The 20,649-nt window shown below is 57.3% G+C and carries 24 protein-coding genes and 1 pseudogene; 17 read left to right on the top strand and 8 right to left on the bottom strand.

Going from position 1 to position 20,649, the window contains the following annotated elements:
* From ACFWW4_RS22195 to ACFWW4_RS22165, 7 genes and pseudogenes are all read left to right on the top strand, one after another.
* On the top strand, nt 1-192 hold a 192-nt coding region (locus tag ACFWW4_RS22195; RefSeq protein WP_411892823.1), incomplete at its 5' end, for a VOC family protein.
* A 794-nt stretch (nt 193-986) separates the two neighbouring features.
* On the top strand, nt 987-2,132 hold the full coding sequence (locus ACFWW4_RS22190) for a transposase (RefSeq protein WP_411892822.1): 1,146 nt from the start codon (nt 987-989) through the stop codon (nt 2,130-2,132).
* On the top strand, nt 2,132-2,974 hold the full coding sequence (locus ACFWW4_RS22185; RefSeq protein WP_411892824.1) for a TniB family NTP-binding protein: 843 nt from the start codon (nt 2,132-2,134) through the stop codon (nt 2,972-2,974). The genes ACFWW4_RS22190 and ACFWW4_RS22185 overlap by 1 nt, the downstream gene beginning before the upstream one ends.
* Nucleotides 2,974-3,330, top strand: a pseudogene (locus tag ACFWW4_RS22180) (TniQ family protein); the annotation flags it as partial. The gene ACFWW4_RS22185 and the pseudogene ACFWW4_RS22180, both read left to right, overlap by 1 nt.
* Before the next feature lie 150 nt (nt 3,331-3,480).
* Nucleotides 3,481-3,933 (top strand): hypothetical protein, encoded by a 453-nt coding sequence (locus ACFWW4_RS22175; protein WP_411892825.1) that lies wholly within the window; start codon nt 3,481-3,483, stop codon nt 3,931-3,933.
* Between the two features lie 289 nt (nt 3,934-4,222).
* The gene (locus tag ACFWW4_RS22170; RefSeq protein WP_411892821.1) at nt 4,223-4,573 is read left to right on the top strand and encodes a hypothetical protein; all 351 of its coding nucleotides are present in this window, start codon (nt 4,223-4,225) and stop codon (nt 4,571-4,573) included.
* Complete coding sequence (locus tag ACFWW4_RS22165; RefSeq protein ID WP_411892820.1) at nt 4,566-4,985, top strand: DUF6855 family protein; 420 nt, start codon at nt 4,566-4,568, stop codon at nt 4,983-4,985. The genes ACFWW4_RS22170 and ACFWW4_RS22165 overlap by 8 nt, the downstream gene beginning before the upstream one ends.
* A gap of 181 nt (nt 4,986-5,166) precedes the next feature.
* Here ACFWW4_RS22165 and ACFWW4_RS22160 read toward each other — a convergent pair whose 3' ends face one another.
* Both ACFWW4_RS22160 and ACFWW4_RS22155 read right to left on the bottom strand, forming a co-directional pair.
* A complete protein-coding gene (locus ACFWW4_RS22160; RefSeq protein ID WP_411892819.1) occupies nt 5,167-5,403 on the bottom strand; it encodes a DUF6429 family protein in 237 nt (78 codons plus the stop codon).
* Nucleotides 5,404-5,804: 401 nt separating this feature from the next.
* The gene (locus ACFWW4_RS22155; RefSeq protein ID WP_411892818.1) at nt 5,805-6,701 is read right to left on the bottom strand and encodes an ABC transporter substrate-binding protein; all 897 of its coding nucleotides are present in this window, start codon (nt 6,699-6,701) and stop codon (nt 5,805-5,807) included.
* A 75-nt stretch (nt 6,702-6,776) separates the two neighbouring features.
* Here ACFWW4_RS22155 and ACFWW4_RS22150 point away from each other — a divergent pair, with 75 nt between their 5' ends.
* The 3 genes from ACFWW4_RS22150 to ACFWW4_RS22140 are packed head-to-tail and all read left to right on the top strand — an operon-like array spanning nt 6,777 to nt 9,593.
* Nucleotides 6,777-7,760 (top strand): FecCD family ABC transporter permease, encoded by a 984-nt coding sequence (locus ACFWW4_RS22150; protein ID WP_411892817.1) that lies wholly within the window; start codon nt 6,777-6,779, stop codon nt 7,758-7,760.
* The gene (locus ACFWW4_RS22145; protein WP_411892816.1) at nt 7,757-8,755 is read left to right on the top strand and encodes a FecCD family ABC transporter permease; all 999 of its coding nucleotides are present in this window, start codon (nt 7,757-7,759) and stop codon (nt 8,753-8,755) included. Before ACFWW4_RS22150 ends, ACFWW4_RS22145 begins: the two co-directional genes overlap by 4 nt.
* Nucleotides 8,748-9,593 (top strand): ABC transporter ATP-binding protein, encoded by an 846-nt coding sequence (locus tag ACFWW4_RS22140; RefSeq protein ID WP_208354599.1) that lies wholly within the window; start codon nt 8,748-8,750, stop codon nt 9,591-9,593. The genes ACFWW4_RS22145 and ACFWW4_RS22140 overlap by 8 nt, the downstream gene beginning before the upstream one ends.
* 439 nt (nt 9,594-10,032) lie before the next feature.
* Here ACFWW4_RS22140 and ACFWW4_RS22135 read toward each other — a convergent pair whose 3' ends face one another.
* The 3 genes from ACFWW4_RS22135 to ACFWW4_RS22125 form a co-directional block, all read right to left on the bottom strand.
* Nucleotides 10,033-10,449: a GFA family protein gene (locus tag ACFWW4_RS22135; RefSeq protein ID WP_411892815.1), complete on the bottom strand. Its 417-nt coding sequence runs from the start codon at nt 10,447-10,449 to the stop codon at nt 10,033-10,035.
* A 68-nt stretch (nt 10,450-10,517) separates the two neighbouring features.
* Nucleotides 10,518-11,120: a TetR/AcrR family transcriptional regulator gene (locus ACFWW4_RS22130; RefSeq protein WP_411892814.1), complete on the bottom strand. Its 603-nt coding sequence runs from the start codon at nt 11,118-11,120 to the stop codon at nt 10,518-10,520.
* A complete protein-coding gene (locus ACFWW4_RS22125; protein ID WP_411892813.1) occupies nt 11,092-12,018 on the bottom strand; it encodes an SDR family NAD(P)-dependent oxidoreductase in 927 nt (308 codons plus the stop codon). Before ACFWW4_RS22125 ends, ACFWW4_RS22130 begins: the two co-directional genes overlap by 29 nt.
* 10 nt (nt 12,019-12,028) lie before the next feature.
* Between ACFWW4_RS22125 and ACFWW4_RS22120 the strand changes: the two genes are divergently transcribed.
* Nucleotides 12,029-12,331 carry a hypothetical protein gene (locus tag ACFWW4_RS22120; RefSeq protein WP_411892812.1) on the top strand — a complete coding sequence of 101 codons (303 nt, stop codon included), beginning with the start codon at nt 12,029-12,031 and terminating at the stop codon, nt 12,329-12,331.
* A 417-nt stretch (nt 12,332-12,748) separates the two neighbouring features.
* Here the strand turns inward: ACFWW4_RS22120 and ACFWW4_RS22115 are convergent, their stop codons facing one another.
* A complete protein-coding gene (locus ACFWW4_RS22115) occupies nt 12,749-13,759 on the bottom strand; it encodes a GlxA family transcriptional regulator (protein WP_411892811.1) in 1,011 nt (336 codons plus the stop codon).
* 138 nt (nt 13,760-13,897) lie between these two features.
* Between ACFWW4_RS22115 and ACFWW4_RS22110 the strand changes: the two genes are divergently transcribed.
* Genes ACFWW4_RS22110 through ACFWW4_RS22095 form a run of 4 tightly spaced genes read left to right on the top strand, consistent with a single transcriptional unit; the run spans nt 13,898 to nt 17,122 of the window.
* Nucleotides 13,898-14,980: a class I SAM-dependent methyltransferase gene (locus ACFWW4_RS22110; RefSeq protein ID WP_411892810.1), complete on the top strand. Its 1,083-nt coding sequence runs from the start codon at nt 13,898-13,900 to the stop codon at nt 14,978-14,980.
* Nucleotides 14,981-15,004: 24 nt separating this feature from the next.
* Nucleotides 15,005-15,223: a DUF1127 domain-containing protein gene (locus tag ACFWW4_RS22105; RefSeq protein WP_411892809.1), complete on the top strand. Its 219-nt coding sequence runs from the start codon at nt 15,005-15,007 to the stop codon at nt 15,221-15,223.
* A gap of 15 nt (nt 15,224-15,238) precedes the next feature.
* Nucleotides 15,239-16,462: a flavin-containing monooxygenase gene (locus ACFWW4_RS22100; protein WP_411892808.1), complete on the top strand. Its 1,224-nt coding sequence runs from the start codon at nt 15,239-15,241 to the stop codon at nt 16,460-16,462.
* Nucleotides 16,463-16,486: 24 nt separating this feature from the next.
* Entirely contained in the window at nt 16,487-17,122 is a 636-nt protein-coding gene (locus ACFWW4_RS22095) for a hypothetical protein (protein ID WP_411892807.1), read from the top strand.
* 108 nt (nt 17,123-17,230) lie between these two features.
* On the opposite strand, the gene ACFWW4_RS22090 is transcribed toward ACFWW4_RS22095, so the two are convergent.
* Both ACFWW4_RS22090 and ACFWW4_RS22085 read right to left on the bottom strand, forming a co-directional pair.
* A complete protein-coding gene (locus ACFWW4_RS22090) occupies nt 17,231-17,719 on the bottom strand; it encodes a nucleoside deaminase (RefSeq protein ID WP_411892806.1) in 489 nt (162 codons plus the stop codon).
* A gap of 75 nt (nt 17,720-17,794) precedes the next feature.
* Nucleotides 17,795-18,724, bottom strand: coding sequence for a LysR family transcriptional regulator (locus ACFWW4_RS22085; RefSeq protein ID WP_411892805.1), 930 nt, complete (start codon nt 18,722-18,724; stop codon nt 17,795-17,797).
* A gap of 92 nt (nt 18,725-18,816) precedes the next feature.
* Between ACFWW4_RS22085 and ACFWW4_RS22080 the strand changes: the two genes are divergently transcribed.
* Together ACFWW4_RS22080 and ACFWW4_RS22075 are read left to right on the top strand one after the other, a co-directional pair.
* Nucleotides 18,817-19,800, top strand: a complete 984-nt coding sequence (locus ACFWW4_RS22080; protein ID WP_411892804.1) for an aldo/keto reductase — start codon at nt 18,817-18,819, stop codon at nt 19,798-19,800.
* Nucleotides 19,801-19,835: 35 nt separating this feature from the next.
* Nucleotides 19,836-20,183 carry a carboxymuconolactone decarboxylase family protein gene (locus ACFWW4_RS22075; RefSeq protein ID WP_411892803.1) on the top strand — a complete coding sequence of 116 codons (348 nt, stop codon included), beginning with the start codon at nt 19,836-19,838 and terminating at the stop codon, nt 20,181-20,183.
* Nucleotides 20,184-20,649: the final 466 nt, after the last annotated feature.

Below are 20,649 nucleotides of genomic sequence, written 5' to 3'. Positions count from 1 at the left end.
GACGTCGATGCCATCGACCAAAAGCTGCGCAGCGACGGCGTGCCGGTGGCGAAGGCACTGGTCAGTGAGCCCTTTGGCCAGCGCCACGCAATCTATCGCGATCCAAATGGCGTGCTGATTGATGTCATCACGCCAATTCCGCCGACCGAAGAGTTTCTGGCGCAATACGCGGCTGACGCCGTTCCGGTCTGATCGGTAATGGCCAAGAAGCTAAAAGACTGGTTCGACCGCGATTGCGCGACCTTCCTGGGTCGCGCGATCAAGGCCAACCACAAAACGTTCGATATCGACAGTTATGCAGCCGAAGTCGACAGGGGCGTCCGGCCCCTTGTGTCATGGTGCTGTTAATTCCCGGACGCTTACCTCAAAAAACTGAGTAAAATCAGTTACTGGTTGTGCTGTTATTTCCTGGATTGTATCTTTAATTTCGGGACTGTGCCTTTAATTCCCGGACGGTTTGTTTTGTAGATAAGTTGGATGGGCGGCGGCGTTTGGCAAAGGAAACAGAGAACTCGGAAGATCGGGCGCTCGCAATTGCGCGGGCCGATATCTTGCGCCCGATCCTAGAGCTGGATCGAGCTGGCAAGGACGTGGGTCCGCTATTGTTGGCTGCGGCGGAAGAGATGGGTGTTTCCCGTAGTTCTGCTTGGGAGTATTATCGACGGTTGAAGCAAAACGATGGGCGGTCGAGCGCATTGCTCCCGAAGCGCCGTGGCCCAAAACGCGGGTCACGTCGTTTGGGTCGAGAGGTTGAGGGCATCATTGAGCGCGTTCTACGCCGACACTATTTGGTGCCTGAGCCGCCAAGTTTTCTTCGGATTGTGGGAGAGATCCAGTCAGAATGCGGGGCCCGGGGATTTCGCCGCCCAACCCGCCGTACGATCAAGGCCCGCCTAGACGCGATGGACCAGCGTGAAGTGCTGCGGAAGCGGAAAGGAGCTAAGGCCGCCAGACAGGTATTCGAAGCGAGGGCAGGGGGGTTGGATGTGGAACACCCGTTGGAGGTTGTCCAGATTGATCACACCTTGGCAGATATTATCCTCGTTGATCAGGTTGAACGCAAACCTCTGGCACGACCATGGCTGACACTCGCGATCGACGTCGCGACGCGTGTGGTTCTGGGTGCCTATGTCACTTTCGACGCGCCATCCGTCTTGTCCATTTGCCTTTGCCTTGACCACTGTGTGCGACCGAAGTCTATCCGGACTCCTAGTTCGCTTGAGCAACTCTATTGGCCGACAGCCGGGATTCCACAGGCCATCCATGTCGATAACGGGCGGGATTTTCGTAGTGACGCCTTCCGATCGGCCTGTGCGGAATGGGGCATCTCGATCAACTACCGGCCGCCGGGTCGCGTGCACTTTGGCGGACATATCGAGCGCCTGATCGGCACGACTATGGGTGCTGTGCATGTACTGCCGGGAACGACGCAATCTTCGCCAAAAGACAAGGGCGAGTATGAGAGCGCTGCCAAGGCCTCAATGACCCTGGATGAGTTTGAGGAATGGCTGCAGCTGGAGATTTGTCGGTACCATAATACACGCCACAGCGGATTGCGGCGAACCCCGCTCGCCGCCTGGGCCGATCTTGGGGGCGACGATGCTGGCCGGCAGGTCGTGGACACCGATGCCTTCCGGATCAGTTTCCTTCCGTCAGAACGCCGCCAACTTGGCAGGACTGGGATCAACTTGTTTTCTATCGGCTATTGGAGTGACGCCTTCGCGCTGATGATCGGGCGCGGCGCGGGGAAGGTTACAGTCAAGTACGACCCGCGAGATATGTCCCGGATTTGGGTGGTCACAGACGATGGTCGAACAATTGCGGCGCGCTACAAGGATCTTTCGCGGCCCAAAGTTTCCCTTTGGGAGTCGCGGCGCGCCAATGCAATCTTCCATGAGCGGCACGGCGGAAGGATATCGGAAGCAATTCTGTTCGGGATCATTGAAGAGCAGCGGCGCATCGCCCATGCGTCGCGGCAACGGACGCTTACGGCGCGCCTGGACGAAGAACGCAAAGCACGCCTGCCAAACGACAAGCCGAAGCGGGATCCGTCCCGAGAGATGTTCGCAATTGATACAAGCAACCCCAACCTTCCAACTTACCCGATAGATGACTTTGATGGACCTCCTTGATGCGACTTGATCTCATTCGCAGCGATCGCTGGATCGCCTTTGACCGCGCAACCATTGTTCTCAACAGATTGACATCCCTGATGGAAATGCCTCGGCAGTCCAGAATGCCGGGCCTCATGGTTTATGGCAGCTCTGGCATCGGCAAGACCATGATCGCCAAGCGGATGGAGAGCCTCTACCCGAGCAACTATCGCTCAGACCTCGGGGTGACGCGTACGCCGATCCTGCTCCTGCAGGCGCCACCCGCACCGGACGAGCGGCGGTTCTATCAACATATCCTGGCGTCGATCGGCGCGCCGATGTGGGGCCGTCACACCATCTCCGAACTGGAGGTGCGGGCTCTCAGCCATTTGCGCGGAATGGACTTGAAGATGATCATGATCGACGAGGTCCATAATCTCCTCGCCGGAAGCTATCGGGAGCAACGCCGGTTCCTGAACATGCTGCGCTTCCTTTCCAATGATCTATGCGCGTCACTCGTCGTTTTTGGTGTCAACGAAGCCGCTGAGGCGGTTCGTGGTGACGAACAGCTTGCGCGACGGTTGGACGAACATTTCCTTCCGCTCTGGGATGACGACGTGGAGTTTTCCCGGCTGGTCCAGACTCTGATCGCGGCAATGCAGCTGGAGCGCGGATCTGGTCTGAGTGTCCAGTCTCTACGTACCATTTTGGCCGTTACCGGAGGTGTCACGTCGCGTGTGTTCACGATGATCAAGGCACTTGCCATCGACGCCATTGAAACCGGCGAAGAGCGGATCACTGATGACGCCGTCCAATCTTGGCAGCCAATCTGGGCCAAACATAGTTGGACCGTTCGGAACCAACCGCAACCGGCATTTTAGTGTACCGCAAACCTCTGCCAAGGCGTCCGGCACCTTATCCGGACGAGCTGCTGTCAAGCTGGATCGCCCGTCTGGCAAACGCCAACTTTTGTTCGGTCCCAGAGCTCTGCCGATATCTGGGGCATGATCAAGAACGTCCGCCGGAAACGCAATCAGATTTGGCGGGCGTAGACATGGACGGTTTCTGCGCAACGTTACGTCTGCCGCCGTTGCAGCTTGGCAGCATGTTGCTCCGGCGGCGGGCTGAATTCCCGGTCGAGTGCATTTCGTGGTCGGATTTTCAGCACTGTCCCGCGTGCACTCATAAGGTATCCGGGATATCTCTGCGCCATTGGCGCTACGCCTGGTCCTTGCAATGCGAAGTCTGCGGGTCCGAGCTGTCGCCAGTGCGCCGTGATCCAACGGCACATGCGCACCTGCCCACCCGGCTCCGCACCCGCGCCAAAGAAGGAGCGAAGTGGCTGAGGCTCGCCAATCGGCACAGGGACCGGCATGCTGGTCGACGGATGGATTTGACGCTGCAAGCCTCTGGTGTGCTCGCGCCGGAACTCCGTCACGGCGCGCTCTTTTCCCAGAACCGAATAGATCGCTTCAAAGCCCTCGCCGCAATCGACATCGGAATGACCCGACCTTTGCTAGCGGTTGCGTTGTTGATGAAGAACGATCCCACCTTGGACCGCAAACTCCGTGCTGCCTTGCCACATAGACGGAAACTGGTAGATCGATTGGCAAGCCGCGCCGGCAAACTACGTATCCGCAAAGTCTGGAGCGGAGACAATCAGCAAGACCAAACAAAGCGACAACCCGCATATATCAGCGCTTCGCCTCAGCCCAAGTATCTCGCAGCGGCAAAGTTGGCGATCATACAACTCGGTGCAAATGCGGACCGCAGCGAACTGCTCAAGTACGCCGAAACTATCCTTCAATCTGCCAGACAGCGATCTATGGATATCCAGTAATTAAAGGCACAAGACTCGTCCAAATCCCTGCCAATACATCAGCGTCCAAGAATTAACGGCACAGTGACACCAATTGAGCCGAGGTTTGACGTCCACGATTCTGCAACAGGAGCAGGATTTGAAGAAGTCGAGAAGCGCGCATTTCAGAAAAACTAATATGACAGAAGATGTCATATTAGGGGTGCTAAGTCGCAAGGTGTCAACATAAGGAAAAACCGTGAAGTTCTATGAAACCAAGATTGAAATCGCATCGCCGCCGACGCGTGTATGGCAGACACTGACAGCGGAAATGCCACGCGCGCCAGAGCGTTATGGGATTGTACGGTTCGACGGTAGCATCGCGCAGAACGCAAAAATCAAGCTTTGGTCCGAGGTGGCGCCCGACCGAGCCTTTTCGTTGAAAGTGATCAAATTCGACGCGCCCAACAAGATGGTGTGGCGCGGTGGAATGCCGTTTGGACTTTTTGTCGGTACGCGTACTTTTACGATTTCAGCGACCCCGCAAGGAAGCGTATTTGCGATGCGCGAAGAGTTTTCAGGCCTGTTCGCAGGACCAATCACCAAGTCCATGCCCGACCTGACACCAAGTTTCAAGAAATTTGCGATGACGCTAAAAGAGGAAGCAGAACAAGATGGATGATGTGATTTATGGCTCGGGAACCGAGGACGACCCTTGGATCCTAAAAACGCCGCCCCTCTCGTCAGAATTCCAGGTTTGGAAAGACGAAACCAAAGACCCGGAAGCGTTGGTCGTTCAGGTCGGCACGACCCAGCTTTCGTACCAGTTGCGTTGCCTTGAAGACGCTCATGCTATGCTGAAACGGCACGGTGACTGGATGCCACTTGGCAATGCAGACGAAGGGAAACCTGTCAAAGAGGGAACTTTGGAATATTGGGCGCGATCTGAGAGCAATCCCGTTGGTGGATACTACGGACTTCGAAAGGGATACCGGGGTCGGTTTGCCAACTACGTGGCCCCAACGCTAGAGCTTTTGGGACTCGTGGAACTCGAGCACAATGCGCGAAACAACCGACTGCGGGCGTTGTTATAAAAAACAGACATTGGCGCAATTTCGCGAAGGCCGCCTGTGTCGGCAGAACGTGAGTTTGACCGCGTTCTGATTTTGCTCACGCAGCGAATGGCAGGTTCTACGGCTCGCACCGCAGCACAGCTGGACGTTGGCCAACCGCAGCAACGGGCCTTGTCTTTGCCAGTGATACCTCTTTGTTCAGTCAAGGTTTTGGCGCGTTGGTAAAGAGGGCTTTGAACAATTCTTCCGACCGGCGCAAACCATCGTTTGTCAATACTACAGACTTTGCCTTGCCAACTGGATCAAGAATTAGTCCTTTCTGATGTAGCCGAGAGAGCACATCCCAATCGTGGCCCTTCCAAGCTCGACGCCCGTCGTGAAGCGTCAGCCAAAGCAGCGCCAGAACTGCTTCGTCAACTTTGTCATCATTTATCTCCATGACGGTAGGAAACGCCAGTAATGAGGGTGTCGTCAAGCTGTCATGGATGCAACCGCTCTGATAAACCAGTATTCCCTCTGGGCCAGCGCTAGTAGATGCTGCGATGCATCCGAGGTCGGCTTGGAGCCCATACGCACTACATTGCTGCATGATAGCGTATGTCAGCTAAGCAAACCGCACTGCAAAACTGGGTAGATTTTGTACGTCACCTCTTTTCCGGCAGCGTTCCATAACTGTTGCGATAGACCTTGCCCGCAATTGGATGGGTGAATTTCATTGCAGACCAGACGGAATCTATGCTGAGCGTTTTGCTCTCGACGGCCTGAAACACGACCGCAATCAATCACCTTCAAGAAGTTCAGAAATTCCTTGCAAAACCGAGGGCATCGACACACGATCCCTTACTCGATGCCATAGATTTCGGCGATATCCTCCAACATCAGACGCGCGGCAAGGATGCCGCCTGCGGTATTCCAGACGGTATCGCTCACCTGGTGCACACGACCCGCCTCCACCGCGCTGAGGTTCTGCCACAGGGGGTCGGCCAGCGCCTCTGATGTTGCGGCGTCGCCTTCACCGTTGCCATTGTCATAGGTGAAATGAAAGATGCGGTCGCCGTCCATGTCGGGGATGTTTTCGCGGCCCACGCGCAGGGCGAATTCCTCCACGTTCTGAATCGCTGGCCGGGCAAAGCCCAGATCGCTGAGTATCACACCTGAGAAGCTGTCCAATTGGTAGATGCGGATCTGCGACGCGAGGAAGCGGATGATCGAGACTTCTTCGGCCAGGTTATCCCCCAGCGCTGCGGACAGAGCTGCCACCTGTCCGTCATATTCCGCCAGCACCTCGGCGCCTTTTTCGACCATGCCCACGGCCTCGGCGTAAAGCGCATAGTTCACACGCCAGTCACCGCGTAGCCGCTCTGACATCACCGTAGGCGCTATCGCGCTGAGTTGGGCATAGACCTCTTCATGGCGCTGCATGTTGCCGAGGATCAGGTCCGGTTCCAGCGCCGCGACCAGCTCCAGATTGATGCCATTTTCCGTGCCCAGGGGCTGGACCCCCTCCATGAGGGGCGCGATGTGATCATACCATGGATCACCCAGCCAGCTGTTGGCCGCACCGACCGGCGTGATGCCAAGCGACAAAAGCGCCTCTGTCCCCTCATTTGTCAGAATTACGATGCGTTGGGGATCATCCGGTACTTCCGTCTCGCCCATCGCGTGGGTGATCGTATCGGCAGAGGCGGCACCGGCAAGGCATATGGCGCTTGCGGCAACAAGAATGAAAGGGCGCATGGGGTTTGTCCTTGATGTTGAGTATTTTTATCAGGTAATAACTTGACTGAAATTGTAAGGATATCAAGAGCCGCAATGCGCGTCGGAAACATCACGTTGATCATCCTGAGCCTGTGTGTTGCCGTACTCGGCTTGCATGTGGGGGTGCGGGCCTATCCAACGGAGGATGTCTGGCGCGCAATGGTTGGCACCGATACCGACGCTACGGCGATTATCATACGCGATCTGCGCGCGCCGCGCATGGTGCTCGCCGCTTTGGTGGGGGCGGCGTTGGCGCTGTCCGGACTGATGATGCAATCGGTCACCCGCAACCCGGTGGCAGAGCCGGGATTGTTGGGCGTGAATGCCGGCGCGGCCTTTGCGGTCGTTGTGCTTTTGACTTACCAGTCGGGGGTGGGCATCTGGGCGATCATGGGCGTGGCGGCTTTGGGTGCAGGTATCGCAGCGGCGCTTGTCTTTGGCCTCGCGCTATCGGTCGGGGCGTCGGTATCGCCGGTGCACCTGTTGCTGGCGGGTGTGACGGTGGCAGCGCTGCTGATGGCGGGCGTGCAGGTGCTGGTGATCCTGAACGAACAGACGCTGGAGGAGCTTATCTTCTGGCTGTCCGGCTCCTTCGCGGACAGGCCCCTGGCGGGCGTCTGGATCGTAGCGGCAGGTCTGGCCATTGGCGGCGCCCTATGTTTGGCGCTGGCCCCGGCGCTTGATGCCTTGCGGGCCGATGATGCGACCGCGACAAGCCTCGGCGTTGATGTCGCGCGCCTGCGGCTGTTGCTTCTGGGGGGCGCGGCCCTGCTGGCTGGTTGCGCCGTGGCGCTGGCGGGACCCATCGCGTTCGTGGGCCTCGCGGCGCCCCATCTGGCGCAGCTGTCGGGGGCGCGCGGCCACGCCCAGATGATCCCGCGCAGCATGATTTTCGGCATGCTGCTTGCGCTGACGGCGGACGTGCTGGCGCGCTTTATCCTTTACCCAACCGAAGCCCCCGTCAGCGCGGTCATGGCGCTGATCGGTGTCCCGATCCTGATCAGCCTTCTGCGCAGCGCTCGGATGCGTCTCGCATGACCGCAGCCCGTGTCAGCCTACCGGTCGGCCTTGTCGTCTTGGCACTTGTCGCTGCCGCAATGGGCAGTTCGTTCATGCCGCTCGACCGGGTGACCGCCGCATTGTTCGGCCAGGGCAGCCGCGCTGATACGGTGATCTTGTGGAATATCCGCCTGCCGCGCGTGACCATGGCCCTGCTGGCAGGCGCGGGCCTGGGCATCGCGGGCATGCTGTTGCAACGGGCCACACGCAATCCATTGGCGTCGCCTGGTGTCCTTGGAATCGTGGACGGGGCAGCCGTTGGCGTCCTTCTGTTCTTGCTCCTGTTCTCGAATGAGGCCAACGTGCTGACCGTCTCAATCGTTTGGCAACCCGTCGCTGCGATCCTCGGCGCGGTCGTCTTCGCCCTTGTCGTTGCAAGCCTTGCTGCGCGCGATGATACACGGCCCATGACGCTGATCCTCTACGGGATCTCGCTGGCCGCACTTGCCAATGCCATTGTCGTCCTCCTGATAATTGCGGGTCCGGTCTACCGCGCCTCGCAAGGGTTGATCTGGCTGGCGGGCTCGGTGCAAAGCGCCGAATGGCGCGAGGTCTGGATGCTGGCCATGGCGCTTCTTGTCGCCTTGCCAGCGCTGGTCGCGCTGATCCGCCCCCTCGACCAGTTGCACCTTGATGACCTTAGCGCTCGAACCACAGGACTCTCGGTCACACGCACACGTGTGGCGACGCTGGCCCTGTCGGTCCTGCTGACGGCGGCAATGGTCTCAATCGTCGGCGGCATCGGGTTCGTCGGTCTCATCGCGCCCCATGCCGCCCGGCTGTTGTTCGGAACCGGCGCGGCATGGCAACTGACCGGGGCGGCATTGATCGGGGCGGGCATGGTGTTGATGGCAGATCTTCTGGTCCGCGTGCTGTTCCAGCCTCTCGAAGTCCCGGCAGGCGCTGTCACCGCTCTGATTGGCGCGCCGTACTTCCTGTTCCTCCTCCTCCGCCACGGACGTGCCCATGCCTGAGCCTCTTATCACCATCGACGCGGGCATCATGGGCTACCGTGATATGACGGTTTTCAACGGTCTCACGCTGTCAATCCCCAAGGGCGAGGTCACAGCGCTGTGCGGGCCCAACGGCTGCGGCAAGTCGACGGTGCTTAAGGCGATGCGGGGCATCCAGCCACTGTCGGCAGGCGAGGTGATCCTCGACGCCATGCCGCTCGGACAATGGAGCGCCAAGGGCTTGGCCCGCACGGTCGCGATGCTGGGGCAGACGCCCACGGCGCCCGAGGAGATGCGCGTGCGCGATCTGGTGGCACTTGGCCGCTATGCCCACCGCAAACCCTTCGCCGGGCTCGACATCGGTGATCACACCGCGATCGACACCGCCTTGCGCGCGACCACCATGGTGGCGCTGGCTGAAACGCCGCTGGCAAACCTGTCCGGCGGCCAAGCACAGCGGGCATGGCTGGCCATGGTGCTGGCCCAGCAATCGCCGGTTATTTTTTTGGACGAGCCGACCAACCACCTCGATATCTCTCATGCGCTGTCGACGCTGTCACTGGTGCGCCAGATGGCGCGGAACGGCGGCAAGACGGTGGTGATCGTGCTTCATGATCTAAACATGGCGGCCACCGTTGCGGATCGGATTGTGCTGTTCAAATCAGGCCAAGTCGCGGCGGAAGGTCCGGTCAAAGAGGTTCTGACCTCTCAGAACATCGAGACAGTGTTCGACATTCCCTGTGCGGTGATGACCCGCCCCGACAGCAATCTGCCGTTGGTCGTGCCGCTGCTTGGCAGGATTGGCAAATCCGAAGGCAACACCAATTTGAGTGCGCAAAAAGCAGATGCTTTAGAATAACTGACCTTCGGGACACCCGCTGCACTCAGCAGATCCGGTTCGCTCCGAGCATCGTTTGTGGCACAAAGTCTGTCAAAACTAGCACGGTTTTATTGCCGGCAACGGAATGTCGGATATCGGTCAATGTTCGCAAGCGGTCGTTGCGGTTCTCGCAATGAAAGTCGGGATTGTCCCGCAGACCGTAAGTTCGACTGGCTCTTGTCTTCGCGCTCGCGGCGAATGTCTCCTCTGACGGGCTGCACCGCAGCATCGACACGGAATGGCCAAAGGCAGCAATGGGCCGCAGTCGCGGTGACGACAATGAGGTCTATTTTTGCGACAGGGTACAGTCGTGGCCATAAGTTGGCGCTTTGCTGACCGGTCCTTAGCTTAGCCGCCAAGCTGTGCCGTATAACCAGCAGCCCATCACAACCGACTCGACTACGCTACTAACGCGCCTTCAGTTTTGTGGGGGGAGTGTATCGAAAGCTGGGATATCCTCCGGTATGAGGTGCCAGTCTTGCTTCTCTTCGCAGAATATCGCGATCTTCGGCCCACCAAATTCATCTGGATCGTCAAGCGTCCCGACTTTCAGCACAAGCTCCCGCAGACCGGGCCGCTTGGTGGTGATGTGTGTGCCACATGTGCGGCAGAACGACCGCGTCACGGCACCAGACTTTTTCGGATTTTGGTAGGTGCCGGGTTCACCACGGCTGAAGTGCAAACCTTCAGGGCTTATCAGCATGTAGTAATTCGGCCCGCCGCCCGCAAAATACTGGCATGCGCGACAATGACACTGAGCCTTGAGTTTGGGCTTGGACGTTACCGCGTAACGTATCGCGCCGCAGAAACACCCTCCTTTCATTTCCTTCGACATTGTGTGTCCTCCATCTGCAAAACGAGTTTGAGCCACTCAACCGCGAACTTGCGTTCTTTCCGATGATGCTAAGGCGCAATGGAGAGGCTCATCCGCCGCATAAGGCGCTCGACGGCGACGGCCTTTTCATCATTGCTCAGCCCAAGGGTCGATGTGACATCCGATTGCATGAGACTGGCCAGCCCGTGAAGCGCGGACCAGATGTAGATCGCATCGTGTTTGACGGGATCGCGGATAGGGTGATCTGGGTCTTTCAAAGTCATCTCGCCCAGCTTGTCATACAAGATCGAGAAGGCAAACTGAGCTTGCGCCAGCATCTCGGAATGGGCCGTGCCGTCCGGAAGGGCTGTGTTGAACATCAATCGGTATTGCAGCGGGAATTTCTGCGCAAACTCCAGATAGGCGAGTCCCATCTTGTGCAGATCGTCGAAAGGATCGTTACAGGACGGCCTTGACGACAGGTGCTGCGCAAACTCCGCAAAGCATCGCGCGACCACGGCCGCGAGGATGTGGTCGCGCGACGGGAAGTGTTTGTAGGGAGCCTGGTGTGAGACGCCGAGACGGCGTGCCACTTCGCGCAAGCTAAGATGTTCGACGCCCTTTTCTTCGATAACCGAGAACGCCTGCTCGACCAGCGCCTGTTTAAGCAGTTGTTTTTTCTTTGTTGGCATCGCGGTGCTTCGTCATCCCTTGCATGATTTGTCCCATTATCCGGCTTCTGAAGGAGCGGGGCAACATGGCGAGGCCATAGCCAAGCAGCTTGGATTGCCCACCAGGGCGTGTGGTGACCGTCTTGCCAAGTGCCCGCAAGGTGGCCTTCGCAACCGTTTCAGGTGAGGCAGCACTACCCATCTGCATGTCAGCGCGTGTCGCAAATCCGGTATTCACCGGCCCGGGCGCGCTTGCCAACACATCTACGCCCGAGGATGCGAGTTCTGCTGCAAGCCCTTCGGCAAGCGTTTGCACGTATGCCTTGGTAGCCGCATAATTTGCAGAGTTTGCAACGCCCTGAAAGGCGACAATCGAACTCATCAGGATGATCCCGCCGCGCCCGCGCGCCGCCATCTGACGCGCCAGCGGATGCAGCACTGCCGTCAGCGCATGGCAGTTCACGTCGATCATGTTCAATTCGTCTGAAGCGCAGTTGTCCATGAATCGGCCTGCCGTTCCAAACCCAGCACAGGCGACGTAAAGCCCGATGTCCTGCCCACGGGTCGCAGCCACTAGATTATCTGGACCCTCATTTGTCCCTAGATCGACCGGAACGACTAGCACTTCCACGCCATGATCGCTCCTCAGCGAAGTCGCGTGGGCTTCAAGGCGATCTGCACGTCTTGCTGCTAAAACAAGGTTCAGTCCGCGCGCCGCAAGTTCGGCCAACATTGCCGCGCCGATACCATCCGACGCGCCAGTTACGAGAGCAGTTGGCCCATATCGCTTGCTGAAGTCCAACGCTGATTCATTCATCACACAAGCTCCAAGGTTGACAGCGCCTACCTTCTCGCTCAGAAAGTAGACGCTGTCAACCAGATGAGGTACGATGACTTCGCTAGTATATGTGTCGATCACAGGTTTGCGGGTGCGCCATTTCTGGCAGACGCCGATCTTTTGGCGCCACGCAATCGCGTCGATGAACCAGGCTCAACGCGCGGGCGGATGCCTAGATGCCGAAGCGCAAACAATCAACGGCATCCACCATACCAGAAGTGTCTGGCAAAACCGCGCTGCCATGCGCGCTTACCTTAAATCGGGTGCTCATCTGGAGGCGATGCGCGTCTTCGACAAAATCGCCACTGGCAAGACTTACGGGTTCGACACCACGGAAATTCCGGACTGGAACACGGTCCACACTCTCTGGCACGAAAAAGGCATCGAGGTCTGAACAGTTGGTCTTGTCGCTGAGTTTCCAGGAAGTGGCAGCTTTCGAGCGCATCCCAATTTTGCGACCTGAGCGCATGCCAGCAATGCGGTCAGCTGACGAATGTCTGTAATGGGCCGTCCCCATCCGAGCGAGACAGGGCTACGATGAAGATGCTGAGGTTGTTTCGATCGCGGCAGTGAGACCTATGCCGAAGTGCCAAAATCTTGCTGTGTGCCCTCGCAGCAGAAAAAGCTCTGCCGAAAAAAGATATCAACGCCGCGATGCAGCGGCAAGACCGGTCGTTAGTGCATTAATGCTCCATCGATGGCACTGCCCAGCTTAACGAATGCTGTATTGCGCTGGAATTTCGGGGGGCTGGAACGCCTTGAAGTTTCAGTTATTGCTCCAATCTTTGAGCGAGACCCGCTCATAAGTCTGTCAAGGTGCCAAAGACACCAGCGCCTGCCACTTCTTTCGGTATACAGAGGCTGACATTCCGACGCGCTTTCGGAATGCAGCGCGAAAGCTTGACGGCTCCGAATATCCCACTTCGGTAGCGACCTCATCTATCGGCATTGCAGTCGTTTCCAGCAGTTGTTTTGCCTCCTCGATCCTCAGGGTTTGGACATAGTCGGTCGGTGCCTGCCCCGTCGCCTTCTTGAAGCGGCGGTGGAACCCGCGCTCGGTCAGTCCGGTCAATTCGGCCATCGCGGCAACGGGCCTGGGCGTGTCATAGTGTTGAGCGGCCCACATTTGCGCCTCTGCGATCAACTGATCTTGATGCTGCCGGGCAGAGGTGAGCGACGCATAGGTAAGCTGTCCGTCGCGATGTGGATCGATCAGATAGATCTTGGCGATGCGCCGCGCTTCATCGGTGCCTGCGAACCGCCCGATCAGATAAAGCATCAGGTCAGCCCAGGCGGACGCCCCACCAGCGGTGACAACCCTATGGCCTTCTCCTGCCGGAACAAGAATGCGTTCGCGGCAGACCATTATCTCAGGATACTCACGTCCCAGCAATTCGGCGTATCCCCAGTGTGTCGTCGCCTCCTTGCCATCAAGCAGGCCTGCTTCGCCCAATAGCAACGCACCCGAGCAGACTGAACTGACAATTGCGCCGTTCGCGTGGGCTACTTTGATCCAATCGGCAACTGGCCGCAGATCGTCCGGCAACCCCGCGTTTGGGTCGAAGTGCAGGTCGGATACGATGATGAGATCAGGCGCGGGCGCTTCTGCCAGCATCGCGTCAGGCGTGATCTTCCTGCCGTTAACATCCCAATAGGGTGCGCCGTCGGTTGTTCTGAGACTGGCATCAAAAATCGGTGCGGTCGCGGGCAACCCATGCAGCATTTCCCAGTCGCGCCCTACTGATGCAAGCACATCAAGGATCGAAAATAGAACGGAGGTCCCGGCGTAGCGAGACCCGATAACCACCGTATTGATACTCATTTCTCTCTCATCCGCCTCTCATATGTCCGATAACAACCGATTTTGTCCTTTTGTCGTCTATCGCGGTACCGAAAGAAAGTCCATCTGTACCTCCAAAGCAGCGGCCCATTCGCCCTGCATGAAACGAAGGAGTAGAAGATGACCATTCAAGAGCAGAATACGACATTCGACGCCGCCAAGGCAGAGGCCTTCGCGGAACGCTTCGTCGGCACGCTGAACGAAGCTGCGCTGGCGATCATGACATCACTTGGACACCGAGCTGGCCTATTTGACGCGCTTGCGGCCAATCCCGGCCGAACGGTAGCGTCACTTGCCACAAGGGCTGAGGTGAACGCGCGTTATCTGCGAGAATGGCTTGGTGTCATGGTGACATCTGGTGTGGTCACCTATGACCCGCAGGCGGAAACCTACACGCTGCCGGCTGAGAACGCGGCGTTTCTGACTCGCGCTGCCAGCCCCAACAACCTCGCTACCACAACCCAGTTCATTGGCGTCGCTGCCTCGGTCGAGGACGAAATGCTTGAGCGTTTTCGTAGTGGCGAAGGTCTTTGCTACCACCACTTCGACCGCTTCCACGAGGTGATGGCCGAAGACAGTGCCCAGCTTGTCGTTTCAAACCTGACGGACGCGATCCTGCCGATTGTCTCTGGTCTTGTTGAGCGTTTGGAGGCTGGTATCGATGTTGCTGATTTCGGCTGCGGTGCTGGACGGGCAATGATGGCGCTGGCCCATTCTTTTCCGAACAGCCGCTTTCACGGCTTTGACCTCTGTGAAGACGCCTTCGCCGAAACAGCTGCTGAGGCGCGTTTTGAGGGGTTGAAGAATCTAATCTTTCACGCACGGGATTTGTCATCCGGTCATGCCGTCGGAACCTTCGATCTCGTGACGGCGTTCGACGCTGTCCATGATCAGGCTGATCCAAAGGGCTTTTTGCGTCTCGTCAGGCATTCTTTGCGAGAGGACGGGGTCTTTTTGATGCAGGACATCGGTGGTTCGCGCGATCTGGAAAAGAATGTCGAGAACCCCTTTGCACCGCTCCTTTACACGATCTCCAGCATGCATTGCACACCGATCTCGATCGGTCAGGGGGGTCCAGGATTGGGCGCGATGTGGGGTGTCGAAACTGCCCAAGAATACCTTGTCGAAACCGGTTTTGTCGCGGTCGAGACCCATCGCCTGCCGCACGATCCTATCAACGCCTACTTTGTAGCCCGCGTCTGAGCGGCGCCGGAAAGGATTAACAACATGACGATGATTTCGCCTCACTCTGACAGATCACGCAGGCGGCCACAAAGCTTCACTCGCGTCATCCTTCGCTGGATCGCGCGAGCTCAGATCAGACGCCGTGAGAGGCGTGAATTGGACGAACTGTCACGGCTATCCCCCCACTTGCTGAAGGACATGGGCCTTGAGCGACATGCGAAGCGGCACGATCCGACGCTTCCCTCCCGCTGGCTATGGTAATCGAAAGGACAAACAATGAAGACGATTGAACGTGGTAGCACGCTGGTGATTGGTGCAGGGCTTTCTGGCCTTGCCGTCGCCCGCGCTTTGACCCATCGCGGGCTGCTAGTCACTGTGCTCGAAGCAGAAGGCCGGGTTGCGGAGCCGTGGCGGAGGCGTCATCCGGCACTCCGGCTCAATATTCACCGGCGGTTTGCCGGTCTTCCTGGTCAGTCGGCTCCCAAAACAGATGGCACCTACCTCAAACGCGACACGGTTGTGGCGCATCTGGAAGGCTACGCCGCCAGTATTGGAACGCAAATTCAGTTTGGTGCCCGCGTAACTAATGTCAAGCGTACTGCACGAGGATGGCGGGTCAGCACTGGCGCAGATGTGCACGAGGCCGAAAACCTGGTTGTCGCCACCGGCCGGGACAGCATCCCTTACATCCCGGATTGGTCAGGGCGGCAGGATTATGCGGGAGAGCTGCTGCATGTGGCTGATCTCGGTGATGTATCGCGCTTTGACGGCAAGCGCGTACTTGTAGTCGGTGCCGGAAACTCGGGTACCGATGCACTCAATCACCTTGCGCGGCACAATCCAGCAAAAGTGATGGTATCCGTCCGTCACGGCCCAGCGGTGGTTCCCAAGTGTATCTTTGGTCTTCCGCTGCACCGGCTGGCCCGTTTTTTTGCCTTGCTTCCTGCTGGCATATTGGACCCCGCGTTCAAACTGACCGAACGGGTTTTTCTGGGCAATCTGCGCCGCTACGGGCTTTCAAGCCATCCCGACGGTGGCGGTACACGGCTTTTGCGCGATGGCGTCGCATTTGCCGTAGATGATGGATTTATCGCCGCCCTGAAGGCAGGAAAATTCCAGATTGTTCCCTCAATCGAAGACTTCAGGGGCGACGCCGTTTGCTTGACCGATGGTTCTGTCCGAAGGCCAGACGTCGTAATCGCGGCAACCGGCTACCGTGCGGGCCTCGCGCCGCTGCTGGGCCATCTTGATGTCCTCGATGATACCGGGCGTCCCTATCATCCAATGGGAGAGCGGGATCCGAGTATGCCTGGACTATGGTTCGCTGGTTTTAGGCCAACTTTCACTGGCTTCTTTGACGCAGCAGGTGTCACCGCCGACCGCATTGCCAGACAAATTGTAGCCGACGCAAAGCGTACACCGGCAACAGAAACGGCTACCAAGCCTCAACGGGCTGCTGCAACCGAGCGTACTGCTGCTGCGGACGCTTCACTATCTTGAAAACCATCGAAAGGATTTGATCCAATGAAAAGTACCTACATTCTTCTTGCCGCCGCTATGTCGGCTATTCCCCTTGCGGCAACTGCGGAAGAGCCACTTGTGGCCTTCGACGTGGCCGAAGATATATCGCGATTTGTATTTGCCGACTCGCCCGTCTTTGATGATGGCATGCCTGCATATGGCAATGCGTTCGTCACGCAAGGCTACATTTATCCTCAAGGCACACTTGACGGTGGCGTCGAAGGCACGCTGCCGAATGGCGCGCCGGCCTTCCCAGAGCTCGTCATTGGTGAGTGGACCTGCGACGGATACTTTGTTGGTGACGGTATGCGTACCGAAACGGGCGCCATCGTGATGACCCGGCAGGTGTATCACTTTGAGAATGGCGATCTGTTGATAAGCCATGGCCCTGAACTGGTTGATGTTGATGCAACCGTTACGCGCGCCGTGACAGGCGGCACCGGCGACTATGCCAATGCTCCAGCGGAACTTGATCAGGTGCTACTCGGTATGACTGACGGATATGGTGTGCGGTTGCAGATCGAACTTGGCGTCGATTCCAATGACGCCGGCACGGTCAATGACGAAGATCACACTGAGTGGGACTCTGGTGTACCGGTTGGTCCATTGACCTTGCCTGCGCAGAGTGAACGTAGCTGAAAGCCACGTAGATGGTAACGAGTGGTGGCGGGGCTGGCAGAAGGACAGCTCCGCCAAACTATTTGCTGCAGGGGAAGGTTGCGAAATGGCCAAGCCAAGCGATTGAGTTCAAGGTTTGACCTGCCTTCGATGTTTCAGCGCGTGCAACTCTCTGATTTCTTCTGCGAACTCCAAAACAGGTCCGTCAGCTATGGTGTCTTCGATGATATGATCGATCGGAAGTGCTCTGACGCGCGGTCGGGCAACTCCAAATTCTGCAAGCCATTGGGTAAGCTGCTTTGAGGAGGCGGCATAGACAATGCGCCCAAGCTGAACCCAACCATGCGCTGCAGCACACATGGGGCAATGCTCGCCGGATGTGTAGACCGTCGCCTTGAGACGCTGATCAACTGACATATTGTTTGCAGCCCAGCGTGCAATTGCAAATTCCGGGTGCTGGGTATGGTCTCCTCCTGCGACACGATTGTGATCTTCGAATAGAATTTCGCCCTGACCAGAAACCAGAATTGATCCAAAGGGTTCGTCGCCACTGAGAACGGCCGTTCTCGCAAGTTCGATGCACCGCCGCAGGTGCATCTTATCCAAATCGGTGATCAAGATCATTCTCCTTTTCGGCATCAAAGATCATATTGAGACAGCCGAACTCAGAGAAAAAGCGTCGCCATCGAAAGCCTATTTTTCGAATTCGGAATATGCTGCTGAAGATTTTCGCGCAGCCCGTCCGCTTAAAGCATCTGAATGTGTCGCAATCACATTGGTTAGATGTTCGGCGACAACCCTTATCCGCCGGGATGCGGCCAGGTCACTGTGCACCACCAGCCAGATCGGCTGATCCAACCCGATATCCCTTGAAACAGCCTTTAGCCCTGCATCGGTTGCTAAAAAATGCGGCAAGACAGCCAAGCCCAAGCCAGCCTGCACAGATGCGACCTGCCCCATCAAAGAGGACGTCAGAATGGAAGGGGTAATGCCCTTCAGATGGCGTTCCATCCATTGCGCGGCAGGCAACATCTGCTGTTGTTCAGACCAGCCAATGAAACGATCCTCCGGAATTGGGTTTGATACCGACGTGGACCGCCCGTCGAGATAGTCCTGCGATCCGTACAGGCCATAGCCGAGAACCCCGATCTTGCGGATCGTGAGGTTTCCTCGGTCCGGACGCACCATGCGCACCGCCAGATCTGCATCACGCCTGTGAAGGTTGGATGTAGCGATGTCGGTCAGCACCTCCAGTGTCAGACCCGGATGCGCTTTTAGGAGTTGGGGCAAGCTTGGAAGAAAAAACCGGGTCGCAAAGTTTTCGGCGGTCGCCAAACGCACGTGGCCGGTCGCCTCTGCTTCCGAGGCCGCATTTGTGCGAATACTCTCTGCAGCTTCTTCCAAGGCTTCGGCGCGAGGAAGCAAGGCCAGCCCCTCGTCGGTGAGCTTGTATCCGGTCTGATGGCGCACAAAGAGCGGAATGCCCAACGCATGTTCCAGCCGCTCGATCCGACGCGACACAGTCGCAACGCCTGTCCCCATCTGCTTTGCGGCAGCTGTCAACGTTCCCGTGCGGGCAATCGCGAGAAATACTGGGGCGTCATCAAGATACAACCGATCCATAGGTCTTTCATAAATGGAAAATGTTCTTCCATGAAGCGCTGTTTTATTTGCAGACGTGAAAAGCCTAAGTCTGCCCAAGAATGGAGAAAGTTATGCAAACAAGAACGCTTTCAAAGACACTCACCGTCAATGCCATCGGGCTTGGCTGCATGGGCATGAGCGAGTTTTACGGCCCGTGCGATGACGCACAGTCTTTGAAAGTCTTGCACCGTGCGGCAGAGCTTGGCGTCGATTTCTTCGACACGTCTGATATGTACGGCTCCGGGCATAATGAAGAATTGCTGCGCCGTTTTCTGGGTGAAACAACCACTCATCCCAAGATCGCGACAAAGTTCGGCATTAGGCGAAACCCTGGCGAATACGCGCGCGCGCTCGATAACAGTCCGGCTTACGCCCGCTCCTCTTGCGAGGCCTCGTTGAAACGCCTCGGGCGAGATCATATCGACCTTTACTATGTCCACAGACTCGAAAAGGACCGCGCCGTCGAGGAAGTAATGCGCGAGCTGTCGCTATTGGTTGAGGAAGGGAAAGTAGGCCACATCGGCCTTTGCGAAGTAAGCGCCAAAACCTTGCGACGCGCTCATGCCGTGTATCCAGTGACCGCTTTGCAAACTGAATATTCTTTGTGGAGCCGGGAAGTTGAAGCCGAAATCCTCCCGACCTGCTCTGAACTTGGGATCGGGTTTGTTCCATACGCTCCGTTAGGGCGTGGCTTTCTGACAGGAACGTTCGACCAAAAGACCGAGTTTGAGGACGGAGATTTCCGGGCTGGGTTGCCCCGGTTCCTGCCGGACAACATCCAGAAAAACATGAGGTTGGTTCAGGTTTTGCGTCAGATGGCCAAGACCAAGAGCTGCACGCCGGCTCAGCTGGCTCTGGCTTGGGTTTTGTCGAAGGGTGAGACCATCGTTCCAATTCCGGGAACGCGGCGCATCAAATACCTCGAAGAAAACCTTGAGGCTGTAAACCTAAAACTGAGCAAAGAAGAAATTCAGCGTTTGGAAGGTGATCTTGACGCTATCGAGGTGCGCGGCCAGCGCTACACAGATGAAGGTATGAAAGGCGTGGACGCATGAGCCGGAACAGTAACCCTCTTGCAAAGGCTTTGGCGTTGCTGGAAGAGTTGGAGCGCGGCGCATCCGACAAGGTGCGAGCCAACCTCGAAGCGTTCTCTCCTGGCGCAACGGAACTGATACTGGGATATGCATTCGCGGATGTTGTAAGCCGCGAGGGCATTGATCTTCGAACACGCGAAATGCTGACCGTAGGAATGTTGGCAGCTATGGCGACAGCGCCTGGTCAGCTTGAGTTTCACATGCGCGCCGCGCTGAACAGCGGCGTGACGCGTGAAGAAATCGTCGAAATTGTCCTGCAGGTTTCGGTCTATGCAGGAGTACCAGCCTGCATGAACGCTGTCGCCGTTGCAAAGAAAGCCTTTCAGGCTAGGGAGCAAATCTGACATTCCTGAGGTGAAATTCAAAGACTAACGAAGCAACGCAACGTACGAACTTGAAGACATAGTCCCGGAAAACATCTTAAGTGTTCACCGAGTCGGCTTGCGATGAAATGAGCAAGAGGACAGCACTGACATGATCCGATTACTCTGAAAGTACGGTTTGATTGAGGCTGGAGCCAGTGTCTGCTATGCGGGCTGCAGCCGCAGCATCCGGTACACCGATCAGACGGCAGCAATGGGCCGTTGTTGAAGCAGGGTGGCATCGCATGCGGTGAACCATTCGTGGCGTCAGCTGTTCCTCCGCGCAAAGTTTCAAGTTGTTTTGCTAACTGCCATCAAGCACTTCGCCGACCAAGTGAAGCATTGCTTCGGTATAGGTCTCCCGATCACCGCCATAGGCGATCTCAAGCGCCGCGCGGTCAAATGCCGCCGAAAGTAGGTTGGTGAGCGCATCGATGTGCTGTGGCGA

The sequence above is a fragment of the Yoonia sp. SDW83-1 genome (assembly GCF_046762885.1).
In the GTDB taxonomy this organism is placed as follows: Bacteria; Pseudomonadota; Alphaproteobacteria; order Rhodobacterales; family Rhodobacteraceae; genus Yoonia.
The sequence above is the reverse complement of the archived record's forward strand: the minus strand, read 5'-3'. Positions and strand labels throughout refer to the sequence as shown.

Bases quoted from the DNA above. Each gene is read 5' to 3' on its own strand.
- ACFWW4_RS22085 (WP_411892805.1), bottom strand. From the start codon at position 18,724: ATGGATCGGTTGTATCTTGATGACGCCCCAGTATTTCTCGCGATTGCC.
- ACFWW4_RS22140 (WP_208354599.1), top strand. From the start codon at position 8,748: ATGCCTGAGCCTCTTATCACCATCGACGCGGGCATCATGGGCTACCGT.
- ACFWW4_RS22170 (WP_411892821.1), top strand. From the start codon at position 4,223: ATGCCACGCGCGCCAGAGCGTTATGGGATTGTACGGTTCGACGGTAGC.
- ACFWW4_RS22080 (WP_411892804.1), top strand. From the start codon at position 18,817: ATGCAAACAAGAACGCTTTCAAAGACACTCACCGTCAATGCCATCGGG.
- ACFWW4_RS22155 (WP_411892818.1), bottom strand. From the start codon at position 6,701: ATGCGCCCTTTCATTCTTGTTGCCGCAAGCGCCATATGCCTTGCCGGT.
- ACFWW4_RS22115 (WP_411892811.1), bottom strand. From the start codon at position 13,759: ATGAGTATCAATACGGTGGTTATCGGGTCTCGCTACGCCGGGACCTCC.
- ACFWW4_RS22135 (WP_411892815.1), bottom strand. From the start codon at position 10,449: ATGTCGAAGGAAATGAAAGGAGGGTGTTTCTGCGGCGCGATACGTTAC.
- ACFWW4_RS22105 (WP_411892809.1), top strand. From the start codon at position 15,005: ATGACGATGATTTCGCCTCACTCTGACAGATCACGCAGGCGGCCACAA.
- ACFWW4_RS22095 (WP_411892807.1), top strand. From the start codon at position 16,487: ATGAAAAGTACCTACATTCTTCTTGCCGCCGCTATGTCGGCTATTCCC.
- ACFWW4_RS22150 (WP_411892817.1), top strand. From the start codon at position 6,777: ATGCGCGTCGGAAACATCACGTTGATCATCCTGAGCCTGTGTGTTGCC.
- ACFWW4_RS22100 (WP_411892808.1), top strand. From the start codon at position 15,239: ATGAAGACGATTGAACGTGGTAGCACGCTGGTGATTGGTGCAGGGCTT.
- ACFWW4_RS22160 (WP_411892819.1), bottom strand. From the start codon at position 5,403: ATGGAGATAAATGATGACAAAGTTGACGAAGCAGTTCTGGCGCTGCTT.
- ACFWW4_RS22185 (WP_411892824.1), top strand. From the start codon at position 2,132: ATGCGACTTGATCTCATTCGCAGCGATCGCTGGATCGCCTTTGACCGC.
- ACFWW4_RS22175 (WP_411892825.1), top strand. From the start codon at position 3,481: ATGGATTTGACGCTGCAAGCCTCTGGTGTGCTCGCGCCGGAACTCCGT.
- ACFWW4_RS22130 (WP_411892814.1), bottom strand. From the start codon at position 11,120: ATGCCAACAAAGAAAAAACAACTGCTTAAACAGGCGCTGGTCGAGCAG.
- ACFWW4_RS22110 (WP_411892810.1), top strand. From the start codon at position 13,898: ATGACCATTCAAGAGCAGAATACGACATTCGACGCCGCCAAGGCAGAG.
- ACFWW4_RS22165 (WP_411892820.1), top strand. From the start codon at position 4,566: ATGGATGATGTGATTTATGGCTCGGGAACCGAGGACGACCCTTGGATC.
- ACFWW4_RS22145 (WP_411892816.1), top strand. From the start codon at position 7,757: ATGACCGCAGCCCGTGTCAGCCTACCGGTCGGCCTTGTCGTCTTGGCA.